The sequence below is a fragment of the Cohnella sp. GCM10012308 genome (assembly GCF_042649185.1).
Classification (GTDB): domain Bacteria; phylum Bacillota; class Bacilli; order Paenibacillales; family Paenibacillaceae; genus Cohnella.
Genome location: NZ_JBHRYU010000011.1, coordinates 107,240 through 123,864 on the forward strand (window position 1 = coordinate 107,240; position 16,625 = coordinate 123,864).

Sequence of the window (16,625 nt, forward strand, 5' to 3'; positions counted from 1 at the left end):
CATCATCTTCCTTTCCTTTTCCTCGCTGATGCGGATCTTCTTCTCTTGCGCCCGGCGCTTCGCGCGGAGACCCGCCTGCGGCTGCGCCCGCGGCGCCTGGACAAGCGGACGCGCGTCCCGCGAATGCGCGAGCGGCCGCGTTTTCTCAGCCGGCGACGTCCCCGGCCTCGCCCCCGCCGCGGCCGGCGCCTTCCCGCATGCGCTTCAAGCAGCGGCTCGCCGTCCGGGATGAAGTCAAGAACCAGATCCGGGACGTTGCGGACGTCCTCGAAGCGGAAGCCGTGGTCCCGCAGCGCCTTCGGCGAAACGAAGGGACGCTTGCGGCCGTGTTGAATCAAGTAGACCGCGCCGCTGCCCGCGCCGCGCACGAGCCCGTGCTGCGGAATCTCGGGCGGCGGGGCTTCCGGCTGCAGCGACGCCGGCGGCGGCAGACGGCGCAGCCAGGCGCCGAGCGCCTCGCGGAATTGCCGGACGCCGAAGCGCTCAGCCGCGACGCTGGCGTTGTGCGCGCCAAGCGATTGCCGCAGCGCCGGGTTGCTCATCAGCATATGCAGCCGCTCGGTCAGCCCTTGCGCATACCCGGTCGGCACGAGCCAGGCCCCTGCTTCCGCCTGCTCGAGAATCTCGCGCAGCCCGCCCGCCGCGAAGGCGACGACCGGCTTGCCGAACATCATCCCCTCAAGCGCGGTCATGCCGAAGCCCTCCGGCACCAGGCTCGGGACGACGACCGCGTCCATCGGGGCGTAGATCTCCTCGATCCGCTCGCGGAACTCCATCCAGGCGAAACGGCTGCTAAGCCCCTGGCGCCAGATCAGATCCCTGCAGGTGTGAACGTACGGCTCGTCGACCGACTTGCCGACGATCATCGCGCGGACGCCCGGATGCTGCTTCATAAGCGGAATCATCGCGTGTACGAACTCGAGCAGCCCCTTGTTCGGATAGATCGTGGCGGCGACAAAGCCGGTCACGAAGTCCTCCTCGCGGAAGCCGAGCCGCCCGCGCTGCCGCGCTCGGATCTCCGGCCAACGCTCGGGCGCGTGCGCGGCCGGCTCGACATAGGGACGCAGCACGGCCGTTTTGCCTGCCGCGCCGGATTCGACGTACGGCTCCAGCACGCTATCGGAGATGCCGACGATCAGTTGGCTGTAGAGATTGACGATCGCAGCCGCCGCCGGACGGTTCGGCGTAGCCCGCATCGTCTCCATGACCGACCAGATCGTCGGAATGCCGAGGGACGTCGCGGCCATCGCCGGCATCGGATGCACGGTCGTGTTGGTCCACACGTAATCCGGCGACTCGCGGAGCAGCAGAAAAACGAGCGGCTCCCATGCCGGGTGCGAAGGCAGCGCGCCGACCTCGGCGTCGACCTGCGGCAGCGCGCTGAACAGCGCCAGGCTGAGCGGCAGCTCCATGGCAAGCGTCCCGATCCCGGCGGCGCGCGCCTGCACGGCAAGCACGCCCTCCTGCGGCACGACCAGCTTGCAGTCAAAGTGCGATGCGAGCTCCCGGATAAAGAGCAGGAAGAGCTTTTCCGCTCCGGTCATCACGTCGACGCCGCTGAGATGGGAGAATAGAAGCAGCTTCGGCTTTCCGCCCACAGCCCCTCATCTCCTTTGGAAAAATGTTACGCCAGCGGGATCGTGGCCAGGTCCAGCAGCTGCGACAGACGGGACACGTAGGTGTGGTCCCTCAGCGTCCGGTACAGTCCGCGAAGGGCGATCTGCCGGCGCTCTTCTTCGTGCGCGAGATAATAATCCATCTTATCGGCCATGTCCTGCGCCGAGTCGTAGGTGACGATCTCGACGCCCGGCGTATAAAACTGGGCCAGGTCTTCGCGGTTGTCGCTCATGAGCAGCGTGCCGCAGGCGGCGATCTCGAAGGTTCGCGGGTTCGGGGAGACCGCCGGAATATTGTAGAGATTGCGGTTAAACGTGCTGTCGTCGTGCGCCCGGTGGACGTTGATGACGATCTTGTGCGCATTGTATTGCTCCGCGGTCTCGAGCGGCCCCATCCATTTGCCCAGATCGATCCGGTCCCGCCAGCGCGGATAGTCGGACAGCCGATCCCACCAGAGCCCCGACAGCCTGAAGCTGCGTCTCGACAAACGCGGGAGCAGCTCCTCGAACAGCCGAATCCGATTCCAGTAGGCGCTGCCGATGAAGCAGATGTCGCCGCGGATCTCGTGCCGCGGATTGCGCGGCCGGAAGTCGGCCGTGTGGACGCCGAGCGGCAGGTAGTGAACGCGGGCGCAGCCTCTCTGCTCGTAGAACGGCACGCAATTGCGCTCCAGCGTGAACACGAAGTCGTAGTGCGGCGCCAGATCCGCCGTCACCTCGGTGTAGTAAGGATCGTCCGTGAACCAGATCGCGGTGCGAATGCCCAGGGAACGGAGCGTATCGATCGTGGACACGGGAAAATCCAATCCGTCCAGCACGATCGCCAGCGTCGGCATCTCGCGGGAAGCGAAGCCGATAATGTCGTCCTTCGGCGACATGACGGACAGCCGCGATACGAGCTGCATGAGCGTCTGCCCGACCGCTTCGTCCAGCGGGCTGTACGGGAAGCCTTTGCCCGAGGTAATGAAGAGCACATGCAGCTCCCGGATATAAGAAGGCACGATCGTACGCTGGATGATCGACTCGCATTGGCCGAACCAATACCCGTGCTGCCAGCCCAGTCCGAAGCCGTCGACGCCGGCCGTGGCGCGGCTGCGTCTCTTTCTCGTCGCCGCGACCGCTTTTTTTCTGCTTGCTCCGACGCTCTTAGCCAACCGTCCATCCCTCCCCTGCAGGCGGCTCCGCGGGATCCGCAAGCCCTATCGTATCGAGCAGCCGCTTCACCCGGCCGACGAACGTGTGCTCGGCGCGCGTCCGCCTGTAGCCGCGGGCCGCCACCTTGAGCCGCTCCTCTTCGTTGCGCAAATAATAATCGATGATTTCCTTCAGCTCTTGCGGATTGGAAAAGGACGCCATCTCCTGCCCCACCCGGTAGTATTCGGGAAGCTCGGGACGCAGGTCCGTCAGCTGCAGCGTGCCGCAGGACGCGATCTCGAACGTCCGGGGGTTGATCGAGTGCCCTTCCCAATGGCGCGTGTTTTTGTTATCGCTGAGCGGCTCCGTCGTTCGATGCATGTTGATGACGATCTTGGCGCCGTTGTAATATTTGACCGTCTCCGGCACCTCGATCCAACCGCTGCGGACGAACTTCGACAGCTGGCCGTAGTGGCTCAGCCGGTCCCAGTGGCTGCCCGCGATGAGCACCTTCTTGTCTTTCAGAAAACCTGCGATGCTGTCGAACAGCTCGACGCGGTTCCGAAAAGCGACGCCGATAAAGCAAATATCCGTCCTGTATGCCTCTTCGACGGCCATCGGCTTGAAAAGCTCCTGATCGGCCGCGAGGGGCAAATGATACGCCTGCGCGCATCCGAGCTCCGCGTACCGCGCTACGCAGCTCCGCTCGTGCGTGAACACGAAGTCGTAGCTGGGCGCGATCTCGGCCGAGTCGCCCGATACATACGGATCGTCCACGAACCAGATCGCCGTCTTGATGCCGAGATTGCGGATTCCCTCAATCTGTTCCCGTTGATTGGCGGGAAACGTATGAAGGCCGTTCATCACCAGCACCGCATCGGGCCGGTAGATCTCCGCGTACGACAGCATCTCCGCCTGCGGCGCGACGATGAGATGCGTCGTCTCCCCAAGCGCGGCGACGACGCCTTGATCGATCGCGTCGAAGCCTTGGGGCACGTACATCACGCGCCAGGGCCTGCGACGCGCGGCGGGCGGCGGCGTCTCGTCCGCGATCCGCCGGCAGGCGCCCAGTCTCCAGCCTTCCAGCCAACCTTGCCTGCGTCCGGCCGCGACGTGCAGCCTGGACCTGGACCGCATACGCCTGCGAATGCGTCTTCCTCTGTGTCCGCGCTTGTACGGCATGTTCATCACCCGGATACAATATATGCGCCTTTCTCGGACAGGACGTGGACGCATATCCATCCGCAAGCGCCAATTCGGGGCGATCGGCCCCCGGACAAGTCGCCTGGTTCGAGGGACGAATGTCCGTGCGCATGCAAAAACAGCCCCGGAAAAGGCGCTATCCCTTCCCGAAGCTGTTTTTCACTGTTTTTTATTGAACGCGGTGCACGTTCACGAAGCCGTCCACCGTGCCGGCCACGCGGACGACGACCGTCGATTTCTTGACGACGCCGTTCGTGTACGCCGCCGTGAACTCGAACGTGTAGTCGCCCTCGGGCAGCGCCTTGAGCGGACCTCCGTATTGCTCGCTGCCGAGCTCGCCTTTCCATGCCGTCGGCTTATCGGGCATGACGGCTTGCAGCGCCGCCTTCAGCTTCGGTCCCGCTTCGGCCGTTACGGTCGCGGCCTTCGTCGCCGAAGCGCCGGTGTCCGTCGTCGCCGCGTCCAGCACGAACAGCTCGCCTGCCCAGAACCAGTGGGACGGCCGCTCCTTGCCCGGATGGTCCGCATTGTAACGCAGTCGGTTGTCCTCCCATGCCGCGGAGTGCAATACCCGACCCGTCACGCCCAGCGGTGCGACCAAGATCGTCTTGACGACCGCGACCGCAGGCGCCTTGCCGTCGCTGACCGTCAGCCGCACCTTCCAGTTGCCCGGCGTTATCGCGACGAACGTCGGTCCCGCGCCGTTGTAAGGCGGCATCCGCTGTTCGCTCACCGTGCGCTTCGCGCCGGTCGGCGACTCGATCTCGTATACCGCGTCGAGCCGGTCGCCGTCCGGATCCGATAGGATCGGCAGCAGCTTTACCGTATCGCCCTCCCATACGGGAGTTGGCGTCCATGCCAGGTCAGCCGTCGGCGGCTTGTTCGTCACGATCCGGAAGTAGCGCGGCGCGCTCCAATTCGACCAGTCCATGCCGTCCTTCACGCGCACGTATACGTAATAGGTACTGTTATCCGCGAAGTCAGCCGTCGCTGTCCAGGCGAGATCGGAACCGCCGAGCGTGCCGGAATCCCGGTAGAACGTACCGTCGGCTTTGTAAAAATGAAGCTGATACTGCGTCTGCGGATCGCCGTCCCCGTCGCTGTACGTCCACTTGAACGTGGGCCGAAGCGTCTCGTACATCGTCGGCGCGGCGGCGTTCGTGCTGGCCGGCTCCGTTAAATCGGCGGCAGGCTTGCGGTTTACGATCGACACATTATGCGAGACTTCCGCGTAAAGGCCAAAGCTGTTGATGACGATCTGCCGCACCTGAAAAACGCCGAGCGAGCTGAATTCCTTCGTCCAGCTTGTCCGGACGTCGCTCTGCAGCGATTCCGGCCCGCCTGTCGTCACGTTCTTTATATAGTAAGCATGCTCCACGTTTTCCCGCGCACCGTCCTGCGGATCGTTCGCCGTCGAATTGAACGTCACGGCCGTGAACCGATACTGCGTCGTCGGCGCGATCGTAAAGCCCGGATTCGGCGGCAGCGGCGCGGAGCCGCCGGCGACGATCGTCTGCGTGGCCCATTCGGACCAGGCGTTGTACTCGTCCCGCACGGACAGTTCAATTACGTATGTGCCGCCGAACAGCTTGGCCGGCTTCAGCTCGATATAGGTCGTGCTGCCGGCTGCGCGGTACCGGTACCGATACTCAAGCACGCCGCGCGTTGCCTGGTAGTTGATGCCGGTGTTTTCCGTCGAGTACGAGCCGTTCGCCGGATTGTAGCGGTCCGGATCGTAGGAAGCGTCGGCATAGGCGATCGTGCCGTTCGAATTCCACGTCGCCGTAAAGTCCGCGATCGGCCGGCGATGCACACGGATCTTTCCCATCACCGTATTTGACTCCTGGCGATAGGCGTTAAACGCATTATCCGGATATCGGTGAGACGGATGCGGATCGTCCTTGGTTTTATACGTTAACGTATAGTCACCTGGGAACGGGAAGCTCGTGACAGGCGCACTCAACGTCTGGCCGCTAAAGGATGCTGTTCCCAGCGGCTGAAGCAACGCGTTCGGGTTATGCTTGTACACCCATGCGCTGCCTGCCGTCAGCTGCGGATCGCTATCTTCGTCGCTGTAGGACAAGGTGTAGTTCACTTGTTGGCTGACGAGCGCGATGCCATCGATCTTGCCGTAGCCGGCCGGTGTCGTCTCGGTGGAAGCGCTAAGGAACGAAACATCCTGCTGCGATCGATTGATAATCCCGAACTTGCCGTCCTTCCATAAAGTTTCGTTGATTGTGGCTTGAAAGAGCCGGTTCACATAAACATCGAATGTGTTGCTGCCTGGTACAATCTTAACGTCGTACACCTGATTGGCAACCATCGGAAACGCTTTGCTCCAAACGATGCTCGCGGTGCCGTTCACCGTCTTCTTGACGCGCAGCTCGCTCGCTTCCCACTCAACACTGTAGTAGTTCCGATCGTCGTGAATTCGAAAAGCAATGCCCGTTCCTTTTCCGTCCGGCGCAGCTGCTTTTAGGCTTGCTTTGAGTGTCTGGGTGGCTGCTACAGACGGTCCGCTAATGAGGTCAGGCGTTGAATCGCCGACTTCCAGCAGCTTTGGCTTTGTCATGGCACCGTTTGTGCTTACAAGAAATTGCGCGTTCGCGTTGGAATATCCATCCCGGACCTCGATGACAAAGCTTTGGTTTCCGTGAGGGTGGATATACGTTGGAACGTAGTACTGATGGATGAGAGCAGTTTCTCCCTTTGTAACGGTGCTAAACGTATCTGAATCGATGACGGCGTAAATACCGTGGTAACCGTCCGATCGTCTAACGATGCCCCATAAAGTGACGAGGCCGTCTGTGCCGACGAACATATAGTCGTAAATGTTGTAGGTGTTAACGTCTAAATCGAACTTTTTTACGATGGTGCCGTCCGCACTAAATACCTTGACTACGTAATTGTTCGTATAGACATCAGTTGTGGAATTCAAGCCGCCGGTCCATATCCGATTTTTCAAATCCATCCCCAGGAACGGATTTTGATAATCGTTGATGTCCGAGCTCCGCGTCGATATGCCACTAAGAGAGATTTTAAAGAAATGCCAAATGTTTTGAAGTCCCCAGTCCGCACTATAAACATTTCCTGCGTTGTCAAATCCGAAGGCGCCACGTGGAGTGTCATAGGAAGTGCCGGAATAGGGTCCGCCAACAAGAGCTCCATCGGTCGTTCTGACAATTCTAAAGCCCTCGTTCGTATTCCCATTGGATGCGATTACCGCCGTACCTGCGCGCTGAGAGAACGCGACGGGGTGGTAATCTAAGTTCATTTCAGCATTAAACCAAACCCCTTTTGGATTTAGATCAAAATCATATTTTTTAAATCCAACAATTACCCCATCGGAGACACCGGCAATGATGTCAGACCAATAGGCGATATCGCTGAACGCAAGATCAACCGAAGCAGCCTGGGTACCCGTTTCTCGATCCAAGGCGATAAGCTTGGGATTTGCCCCTGGAGTCGTATTATTCGTCCACATGTAAAGTCTACCGTGATGACTTAAGATCCGACTATCCTCGCCTGGATGATTATGACCCTGATAATTACTCACGAGGTGCATAGACGGTATACCGATGATATGTTTTGACCACTTTACAGTGAAGTCTTTATTGTACGCATACAGCATAGAGTCAATGGGCGTTCCCCATTGCGGATCATAGTTTAACGTGGTCTGCACATACGTATACTTCTCATCCTCGGTCCAGCTTATGATCCGGCCCGGCAGCCCCAGTTCAAGCTTAGAAGTGCTTAACGAGCTTTGAGCGCTCTGGAACGGGATGGCGTTGGGAATATCGAATCCAAACGTGGTGCCGGCAAATACGCCGTACATATTGCCGTTATTCATCGTCGTTGTGAAGTAAATCCCCGATCGAGAACCATTGTCTTCATATTTCTGCATGATAGGCGTATGAGCCTCAGAGATATTCCCCAGTGGCGCGCGCACTTTGGTTTTCAGGACGCCGTTCTGGACCTCCCAGCTGGACTTATCGCCTACAACACTGTTATTGAGATTGAAAAACCGACCAGTATTGAACAAGTCGCTCATTAATATCGGTGAAGATTCAGGTGGGTCAGAAAGATCGGAATTTGCCTTGACGTCCGCGATCGGCGCAATGTTCACAACGTTCAGGGTGCGTTCGGCGACAGCTTGTCCGTCCGTGTTACCGCACTTCCCATAGTCCTCGCAGACCGCCTCCTGGAACAAATATTTGCCGACACGGCTTGGCGTGAACGTGAAGCTATCGGCATCGCCGTTCCCGTTGACGACCGTTTGCCAAGCATCGTTCGCAAAGCCGTCATTCGCTGCGTCATACTTCATTTCCATCTTGTGTGAAACGATGGTGTCATAGTCCGGGCTGTAGGCGTCGCTCTGGATCGTGACTGAATTCAATCGTGTGCTTTGCTCCGGTACAGAGAGTGTATCGATCGGCGGATCATCGGGCAGCACGTTAATGTTCTTCGTCGCCAGGTCCGACCAGTGATGCTCCTCGTCTCGCACCTTCAACGTCACCGTCTCCACGCCTGGCGTCATGTACTTGTCCAGTTTGTTCGTCCAAACGTACTCGACCAGCTGAAGGCCAATCGGACTATAGGACAGATTACCGTGGATTGGAGACGGCAGCGCCCTTCCTTCCTTGACGTTCAGCGGAGCTGTTATAATGGCGACCGGCTTCGAATCAGCGACATTTAGTGTCGCATAGGCGGTGTAGGTTGCTCCCTTTAGGTCGACAACCGTCATCGCTACCTTGTGCGCCCCAAGCTCGGCAGCTGTGATGTTGTTGTAGCTGTTCTGCTTGATATTTCCGCCAAACTGGTCCGGTACCGTCTTAAGCCAGTCCGTGCTCTCCGTAAAGTTCCAGGATTGCACTTCGACCCAATCATCGGGATAGTCCGGATCCGACATACTTGTAATGATAAGATCGACCTTGGATCCTTGGGCAACGATGCCAGTCGGCGTCGTCGTACCGGCTTTTACCCAAGAGATCGTTGCTACCGGCGGATGATTTTCGCCTGGCTTCGGCGTCGGCGTCGGTGTAGGCCCTCCCCCGCCAGGATTTGGATCCATCAGGTAAAGCTCTTTTGGACCGACCCAGTCGCTGCCGCAGCTTGTATTGATTTGCATATATACGTCATGTGAAGCGCCGGCGAGCATGACATAAGGGTACTTGGCGAGCTCGTATAGATCGTCAGTCGTCATGCTATTGATCGCATTTCCGGTATAGACTAAGCTGTTTCGTTCAATTCGGAATTTAATCGATTGGAAAGTGCAGCTGCCAATCATTTTGATATCTTTCGGATGCAGTCTGAAGGTGTCGCCGTATGTAAGCGTGCTGTCCGGAAGGATGTCAAAGTCGCCGTCGAATCCGTTTGTTGGGGTTACTTTAGGTATGTAATTGATTGTGATGCTTGCTTTATACGCGTAAGTAGTTGCTTTCCAATCCGTTTGAAATATAAACTTCCATTTTTTTTGTTCTGCTAATCCTGAACCTTTGCTTGTAGCTTCGTAATCAATACCTTCCAAGTCGGTGGTGTAATTTAATGATCGTCTTCCGACCAATGTTCCGGTACCGCACGTTGCTCCTTTACCAAATGAAATAAGCTTAACTTTAGTGTCAGCAGATCTTGCTCCTGTAATTTCAACACTGCATTTTTCTATAGATGCCCAAGGGATAGTTTGACCAGATGATAAAGCCATACTTGGAACGGGGGGGACATTTTCTGAATAGGATACCGCCTCGCCGTTTGAATATCGCATATGATCGAAGCTCCCGGTAGTACCCTCCAGATAGGTGATACTGGATGGAATCAATCCAGGGCATGATGATATGCTGCCGGCCATACATCCAGTACCAGATTGGGGGGGCCATTCGATTTTAGTTATTGTAGTTGAACCTGGTCTAGTAGCCCCCGCTCTCCATCGTTTGCCGTCCGATGTTCTGTCAGCTGTAAAACCTGGATTAGAACCGCCGTTTCCAAGGACCTGAGTGGCTTTTCCGGGCAAATCGGTCAGTTGAATATATCCGTCTTTTACAGAAGAATCGAGCCCGTTAATTGTCTTAGTTATGCCATTCAAAGTTAAACTGTAGCTTGCTATAGCTCGTCCCGAGTATGTCGGTACCTTTGAACTGACAGTAGGTGTGGATAGATATACGGTATCATTAATAATTTGATTTGAAGATGCTCCAAATTTCAGACTTAATGTTTGGATGTCAGTAGACGCTGCGTTCGAAGTTAAAGGCTGTAGTGAGCAGAGACTTCCTACAATTGAAATGAGGAGTAGATATGAAATGAGTCTCTTCATTGTCTTTATCCCTCAATAACTTCGCCAAGCTTTAACTGTACACCAGAAAAAGTTAGTAACATTGGAACTTTTCTTTCTGGATATTTTGTAATTATTGATTTGTCAACTACCATCAGGTACCAACCTTCTTGAGTTGCGATTTTGTCTAGCCACATACCTTTTAAGATAGGGAAATTGTCCATATTCTCATATTCAAAAGCTAAGTTATATCCTTGGTTTAAATAGGGAAGCACAGCGTCAGTGTTAAAGGAAAACATTGTATGGCTTTGTACCTTAGAATTTTTAAGTTTTATATGCAATGCTACGACATAGGCATCCTTATTCATTACTTTCTCATCAGATCGACGTATTAACTTTTTAAAATTGCTTCGCAAAGGAGACTTGGGATCGTCCAAGTCCACGATTATCATCTTGTCGAGGGCGGCTTCAACCTTGGCATTAATCTCAAGGTTAAAAGGTAAACTAACAGGTTTTATTCCCCATACTTCCTCCAGGTTAGTTCCTTTATAGATGATGGCCGCGTTCTGCACGGCGTTTTTATCGGCCGTCAGCTTGCCCCCCGCCCGAACCGTAGAAAGACGTTCAATAACGGCCACGGCTTCCGCGCGCGTCGTCGTGCCCTTTTCGTTCAAAGTACCGTCAGCGATGCCGCTGATCAGACCGACCGAAGCCGATTTATACAGTGCTTCGCCGTCCGTCAGCTTCTTGCCCCGCACCGCGTCATCTGTGCCGCGAACGAGCAGCTTGGACATTTCCGTGCGGTTCATCTGACCGTCCCAGGCCGTTCCCAGGTCGCTATCCTGCAGAAGCGCAGCTGCCTTCAGCGCCGATACGTACGGCGTATACCACTTCGTACCTGCAGCGGCCGGCTTAACTGGAAGGTGCAGCGAATCCGAGACCATCTTCACGAACTCCGCGCGCGTGACTTCTTTGTTTGGCTTAAACGTGCCGTCCGGGTAGCCCTTAACGTAGCCTTTGGCGACTGCAGTCTCGATCGCGACCTTGGCCCAGTGGCTGCCGATGTCGTTCAACGGAGCCGCTCCGTTAGACGTTACCTCGACTGCCAACTGACTCGACGATGATGCGCCATAAGCATTAGCCGTATGCAACAGTGCCCCCGTCAGCATAGCGGATATTAAAACGATTCTCGAGACGCGCCCCTTTTTCTTCATCCATTCGAATTGACCCATCCCCAACATTACAAATCCCCCGTTTCTAATAATTGATGATTAGCAAAATCAAATTAATTGTTAGAAGACATCTATTTCAGCATGAACCCTCTTCACTCAGTCCGACAGTTGTTAAAAGGCATCTATTTACCGGTTGCCGGGTCTCGCGCACCGTATTCGGAACAATTAAATGCGCTTTGACAACTATTCGGCGCATTCCCACCTTGAACGTTAAAATTAGCTGCCTTTGAGCACTTATCGCATATGGAGGCGGGACAGCAACAAGGCGGCGACGCAAAAAAAAGCATAAAAAAGGAAGCACGAGAGACGTCTGGCTTCTCTGCGGGTGCTTCCTCGCATTTGTTTATCCTATTTTTGGATAGTATATAATCGATCGGCAAATTTCGTCAATAGTTCATTTTGTGCAACTTCCATCCTTGCGCAATCTACGTCTAGCCCCGCCCCGTCAAACCTGTTGATCGTACGCCAGCTGATGTCCGTCTTCGAAGCCTTTGGCGAAGCCGGCGTTGTACCCTTCGTTGTACGCCTGATTGAAGCTGGCTCCCGAGTTCGTCGTTCTCCGCCTGCGGCTTCTGACGCGGCCGATCCGCCGCTTGCCCCCGGCAGCCGCGCGTTTCTTCAGACCGATTCTCCGCTTGACCAAGCCGCCTTTCCGCCGCAGCGGACGGACTCTTCGTCCCGGTTTGGCCCGACTCTTTTTACGCAGCGCGTGTACCCCCAGCGTCTCCATCGCCGCTCCCCCTCCACGATCGGATTCAGCTCTCGTATTGCCTAGGCCAAAGCCATTTCCCATGCCCACGCCCATGCCTCGATCGTCTTCGCCCTCGCCCATGCCCTCGCCCACGCCTCTGCTCAGTCTCCGCGATCCCGAACAACGGTCAGACGCACGGCCGCCGCCTTCTTCAACCATGGTCCGGCCGGACGCCCCTGCTTGGGCGGCGCCCAGGACACGCCCGTCACGCTTCTCGCCATCTCAGCCTGCAGGCCCGTGAGCACCCGCACGTGCTCGCGGAGCGCGGCGGCGGACGGGATGCCCGTCGCGCTGACGTCAGCCGCGCTCTCCAGCATGCGGGCCATCGCTTCCTGGCTCCGCGCGATCGCCCTCAGCATGGCGAGCTTGGCTTCCCACTCCGCGTTCAGCCGGCTCATCCGTCAGAGCTGCTGCCTCCGAAGCCGTCCAGCAGTCCGGTCAGACCGCCTTCCTCTTCGTCGCCGGCGGGCGCGAGAATCGTTTTCATGCTGCGGTTCATGCCCTGGCACAGCTTGGTCAGACTCTCGAGCAGCTCCACGTTCTGCTCGTGGATTTTCAGAGAGGTAGACAAGTTCGACGCATGGTCCGGAATCGAGTCCGTCGTGACGTGCATGCACAGCCAGTTGCGCACTTTTTCCGCCTCGAAGGCCTTTGCTTCCAGGATCATTGCCATGTTCCACTGCATTTTGGCGATCGCGTTTAATGTATTATAATAGGCTTCCTCTCTCGTCATCGCCGATCTCCTCCCTGCGAAGTCCGCCCGTTACTCCTCGTCGGGAATGTTCGCTGCCTTCACGATCTGCTCGAGGCTGTCCGCCAGCGCGTCGTGCATATCGGCCAGTCCGACCACATAAGCGATGATATTTTTGGTGACGTCAGCCGAACCCTCCAGCAATCCGTCCAGTCCGCTTAATTCGGGATGCATATCCGGGATAGCCGTGACCATCTGCGACATCCGGACCGCGACCTGACGTTTCGCATCCATAATGCGCGCCATATGCTGGTGGGAATGGGACAGGTGAACCGCTACTTCGGTCAACAAATCTTGCATGGTTCCGCCTCCCCGCCTCCGCTCATTGCCATCGTGTACGTGCCGCTCGGCGTCGATCATGCCTCCAACATCTTATGCGTCGCTAGCCCGTTTGCCACACGAAGACCTATCGCTTATGGGAAAATGGAGCTTCGGCGGCATGACGGAACAGCCATTGTCCGCCTCATGCAAAAACTTAAAAAACCGAAAAAGCGAGCCGATCCCCTCGGCTCGCCCGCACTTCGTATAGTCGCTCACAACGCTTGAAGCAGCTTCGGCAGCGCGATGATCGGAGCGCCTGTGCGCCATCCTTCAAGCGCGCCCGCCGATACTTCGGACATCGGTTTGAGGTGGAGATTCCAGCTCTTGAGCGCGGCGGGACCGAGCACGCGCCTTGCCGTATCGCCCTCCAGATGATAGGCGGTTCCATCCGGCAGCAGCGCGACGGCGCACGCCCGTCCGTCGACCTGCTCGGCGTCGGCGCCGTGCCAGCGGGAGGCCGCCTCGCCCGCTTCGATCGGATCCCCGACGGGCCAGCGGCGCAGATCGATACGCGAGAGCTTGACGGCTTCGAACGGAAGTACGCCCGTCACGAGCCTGCGAATGCCGCCTTCCACCCAATAGACGTCGGCGTCGGCAGCCCGGACGGCAACGCCGTTCGGGAACAACTCGCTAATCCCGAGCGCACTCGCACGTTCTTCATCTGCCGATGAAGAAGCGACGATGCCCGCGCATTGCTGCCAGCCCCGCCATTTATCGAGATAATAACGCTCGTTCGCCGTGTGGATGCGAAGGAAACCGTCGCCCAGCGCCCGGATGCTGACGCTTCCGAAGTGATGGATGAACGTGTCGCCCGCGATCACGAGCCGCTGGCCGAGCAGCCGTACGCGGATATCCCAGTCGTCGTCCTCGAAGTTGCCGAGCTCGAAGCCTTCGTCCAGATAACCGATTTTCAGAAACGTCTCCCGACGCATCAGCACGCAGAAGCCGACGAGCCGATCCGTATCTTGCCAGCGAGCCGGGTCGTGACGGTTGAAGTTCGACGCGAACGACTGCATGTCGTGAATATCCGTATATGGAACCGGAATTTGCTGTTCGCCGCTGATGAAGTTCGTCACCGGTCCCACCATGCCGATCGCCGGATCGCTGTTCAGACAGGCGAGCATTTGATCCAGCCAGTTTCGGGTGACGAGGATGTCGTTGTTCAGCAGCATCAGCGTCCGTCCCTTGGCCATCATGAGTCCGATATTGCAGGCGCCGGCAAAACCCAGATTGCGTTCCATCACCCGATACCGCACGGATCCGCCGAGACTCGCCAGATATTCGGCCGTCCCGTCGGTCGAGCCGTTGTCGATGACGATGATCTCGTAGGAGGGCTCCGTGTACCTCACGATGCTGTTGATGCACTTTCCGAGCAGCTCCCGCTGGTTGTAGGAGGGGATGATGATGCTTGTGCCGTCGAAAAGCGTGTCGAAGCTCGCAAGTCCCGCCTGCACGCCTTCGCGATACCCGTTGCCGTAGCCGTCCTGATAGCCCGGCGTGGCCCGTACGCGTGCGCCGCGGCGCCGAGGCCGCGGCCGCTGCCTGACGGCGCGTCTGCCTCCGCGAAATGCCCGATTTTTAACCATCCGCGCCTGCCTCCTTTCCTGAAGAGTCGTCCCGATGCTACTCTCCCGCAGGAACCGCCGTCCCGCCCAACCTGTCTGCCATATGGCCGAAGTCGAATGCGGCTTTGCCGGTCCGCTCGGCCAGCCAGACGCAGATCGGGACCGCCGCGACGCCCGCCGACACGAGCGCCAGATCGAACGGCACGGCTGCCGCCCGCTCCACGGCGCTGGCATAATCCGCGATGCCGTCCACCGGCACGACCGTATGGACGATCTCGAGACCGGCGCCGCGCAGCGCGCGCGCCAGCGCCTCCGCGCTGTTGCCGACGATGACGATCCGTTTCCCTGCGGCGAGCCTCATCAATTGGCCCGACTCATGCAGCGCATAATTAATCATTGAGCTCGTGAGGCGCAGCGACTCGGGCGGTACGCCGTTGCGCCTGAGCCCCTCGAACAGCAGCGGCTGATAGTTCGGCTTGCGCGATAGCGGCACGCCGACGACCGTCGCTCTGCGAATGGCTGCCGCGAGCGCGTCTCTGGCCGCGCCGTCCGGCGCATCGACCCCCGCATAAGAGAGAAATGGACTCTCCCGCGCGATTTCCGCCGCCGGCTTTAATGTATCTTGCGCCAGCGTGAGCAATTCACCGTCTCCCAGCCGAACGACGCTGTAAGGTCGGCCCGCCGCCAGCGCAGCTTCAAGCTCGTCGCACAGCTCCTCCGGACCGAGCAGCCGGATGCTGCGCGTCAGAACGTGCGGAATGCCGGCGGCGAGTACCTCCGCTACCGAAATGTCCGGCACGATCCGGTCAGCCGGCAAAACAGCTTCGAGCAAGCGCTCGCCGCCATCGTAAAGACCCGCCCGGTAGCCTTCGTCGTAGCCGGAAACATCGCGCTGCGCCGTTTCGTTTGCGGCACGGACCGAGACCCGCGGCTTCCTGCGCCGCATCCGGCCCTTGCGCCCGGGACCGAAGGCGCCGCGCCTGGCGCTCCATTTGCCCCTGCGCGAACCCGCTCTGGACCGCTTTATAGCCGTTCCGCCGCGCCCGCGGGCGACCCTTTTCAAGGCAAGACGCCCTTCAGCTTCCCGCTCGCTTCCTCGAGCGATTCGAAGGTTCCCGCGTCGTTCCACCAGCCCGACAGCTCGCGGAACGTCAGCTTGCCCGCATGGGCATATGCATTGTTCACATCCGTGATCTCCAGCTCGCCGCGCTGCGAGGGCTTGATCCCGTCGATGATGTCGAACACGTCGGTATGATACATGTAAAGGCCTGTCACGCAGTAAGTGGAAGCCGGGTTCTCCGGCTTTTCTTCGATGTGCAGGATCTTGCCCCCAGCCTCATCCATCTCGGGCACGCCGTAGCGGCGCGGATCGTCCACCGGGTACAGGAGGACCATCGCACCGTCCGCCTGACGCTTGAAATCGTCGAAGTAAGGCGCGACCGACTCCGAGAACAAGTTATCCCCGAGCAGTACCGCAAACTTCTCGCCTGGATGCAGCATCGGGCGCGCCAGCTCCAGCGCTTGCGCAATGCCGCCCGCCTCTTCCTGCACCCGGTATACGATCGAGACGCCCCAGTCCCGACCGCTGCCCAGCACCTCGACGAAGCCGCCGAGCGAGCTGCGCCCCGTCACGAGCACGATATCCCTGACGCCGGCCTCGCGCAGCCGCGCGATGCCGTAGCAGATCATCGGATACCTGCCGACGGGCAGCAAATGCTTGTTCGTCCAGTACGTGAGCGGCTTCAGCCGCGTTCCTGAGCCGCCTGCCAATATTACGGCTTTCAAGG

The 16,625-nt window shown here is 58.3% G+C and carries 12 protein-coding genes; all 12 read right to left on the bottom strand.

Features of this window, described 5'->3' with window-relative positions:
• Positions 1–2: 2 nt before the first annotated feature.
• The 12 genes from ACFOTD_RS14730 to ACFOTD_RS14785 all read right to left on the bottom strand — a co-directional run bounded on the left by ACFOTD_RS14730 (position 3) and on the right by ACFOTD_RS14785 (position 16,623).
• Entirely contained in the window at positions 3–1,598 is a 1,596-nt protein-coding gene (locus ACFOTD_RS14730) for a glycosyltransferase family 4 protein (protein ID WP_378119967.1), read from the bottom strand.
• A gap of 26 nt (positions 1,599–1,624) precedes the next feature.
• Positions 1,625–2,770, bottom strand: coding sequence for a CgeB family protein (locus tag ACFOTD_RS14735; RefSeq protein ID WP_378119968.1), 1,146 nt, complete (start codon positions 2,768–2,770; stop codon positions 1,625–1,627).
• The gene (locus ACFOTD_RS14740; protein WP_378119970.1) at positions 2,763–3,932 is read right to left on the bottom strand and encodes a CgeB family protein; all 1,170 of its coding nucleotides are present in this window, start codon (positions 3,930–3,932) and stop codon (positions 2,763–2,765) included. Before ACFOTD_RS14740 ends, ACFOTD_RS14735 begins: the two co-directional genes overlap by 8 nt.
• 190 nt (positions 3,933–4,122) lie before the next feature.
• Entirely contained in the window at positions 4,123–9,156 is a 5,034-nt protein-coding gene (locus ACFOTD_RS14745) for a glycoside hydrolase family 78 protein (RefSeq protein ID WP_378119971.1), read from the bottom strand.
• 1,109 nt (positions 9,157–10,265) lie between these two features.
• Positions 10,266–11,291, bottom strand: coding sequence for an S-layer homology domain-containing protein (locus ACFOTD_RS14750; RefSeq protein WP_378119973.1), 1,026 nt, complete (start codon positions 11,289–11,291; stop codon positions 10,266–10,268).
• A gap of 604 nt (positions 11,292–11,895) precedes the next feature.
• Positions 11,896–12,180, bottom strand: a complete 285-nt coding sequence (locus ACFOTD_RS14755; RefSeq protein WP_378119975.1) for a hypothetical protein — start codon at positions 12,178–12,180, stop codon at positions 11,896–11,898.
• Positions 12,181–12,302: 122 nt separating this feature from the next.
• On the bottom strand, positions 12,303–12,599 hold the full coding sequence (locus ACFOTD_RS14760) for a hypothetical protein (protein ID WP_378119977.1): 297 nt from the start codon (positions 12,597–12,599) through the stop codon (positions 12,303–12,305).
• Positions 12,596–12,934 (bottom strand): alpha-helical endospore appendage domain-containing protein, encoded by a 339-nt coding sequence (locus tag ACFOTD_RS14765; protein WP_378119979.1) that lies wholly within the window; start codon positions 12,932–12,934, stop codon positions 12,596–12,598. The genes ACFOTD_RS14760 and ACFOTD_RS14765 overlap by 4 nt, the downstream gene beginning before the upstream one ends.
• 30 nt (positions 12,935–12,964) lie before the next feature.
• The gene (locus tag ACFOTD_RS14770; RefSeq protein WP_282907397.1) at positions 12,965–13,252 is read right to left on the bottom strand and encodes a nucleoside-diphosphate sugar epimerase; all 288 of its coding nucleotides are present in this window, start codon (positions 13,250–13,252) and stop codon (positions 12,965–12,967) included.
• A gap of 233 nt (positions 13,253–13,485) precedes the next feature.
• Entirely contained in the window at positions 13,486–14,859 is a 1,374-nt protein-coding gene (locus tag ACFOTD_RS14775; protein WP_378119981.1) for a glycosyltransferase family 2 protein, read from the bottom strand.
• Between the two features lie 37 nt (positions 14,860–14,896).
• Positions 14,897–15,901 (bottom strand): GT-D fold domain-containing protein, encoded by a 1,005-nt coding sequence (locus ACFOTD_RS14780; RefSeq protein WP_378119983.1) that lies wholly within the window; start codon positions 15,899–15,901, stop codon positions 14,897–14,899.
• Entirely contained in the window at positions 15,898–16,623 is a 726-nt protein-coding gene (locus ACFOTD_RS14785; protein WP_378119985.1) for a sugar phosphate nucleotidyltransferase, read from the bottom strand. Before ACFOTD_RS14785 ends, ACFOTD_RS14780 begins: the two co-directional genes overlap by 4 nt.
• Between the last annotated feature and the right edge of the window lie 2 nt (positions 16,624–16,625).

Coding starts and splice junctions, on each gene's coding strand:
- ACFOTD_RS14740 (WP_378119970.1), bottom strand. CDS start 3,932: ATGCCGTACAAGCGCGGACACAGAGGAAGACGCATTCGCAGGCGTATG.
- ACFOTD_RS14745 (WP_378119971.1), bottom strand. CDS start 9,156: ATGACGACTGACGATCTATACGAGCTCGCCAAGTACCCTTATGTCATG.
- ACFOTD_RS14755 (WP_378119975.1), bottom strand. CDS start 12,180: ATGGAGACGCTGGGGGTACACGCGCTGCGTAAAAAGAGTCGGGCCAAA.
- ACFOTD_RS14760 (WP_378119977.1), bottom strand. CDS start 12,599: ATGAGCCGGCTGAACGCGGAGTGGGAAGCCAAGCTCGCCATGCTGAGG.
- ACFOTD_RS14765 (WP_378119979.1), bottom strand. CDS start 12,934: ATGACGAGAGAGGAAGCCTATTATAATACATTAAACGCGATCGCCAAA.
- ACFOTD_RS14770 (WP_282907397.1), bottom strand. CDS start 13,252: ATGCAAGATTTGTTGACCGAAGTAGCGGTTCACCTGTCCCATTCCCAC.
- ACFOTD_RS14775 (WP_378119981.1), bottom strand. CDS start 14,859: ATGGTTAAAAATCGGGCATTTCGCGGAGGCAGACGCGCCGTCAGGCAG.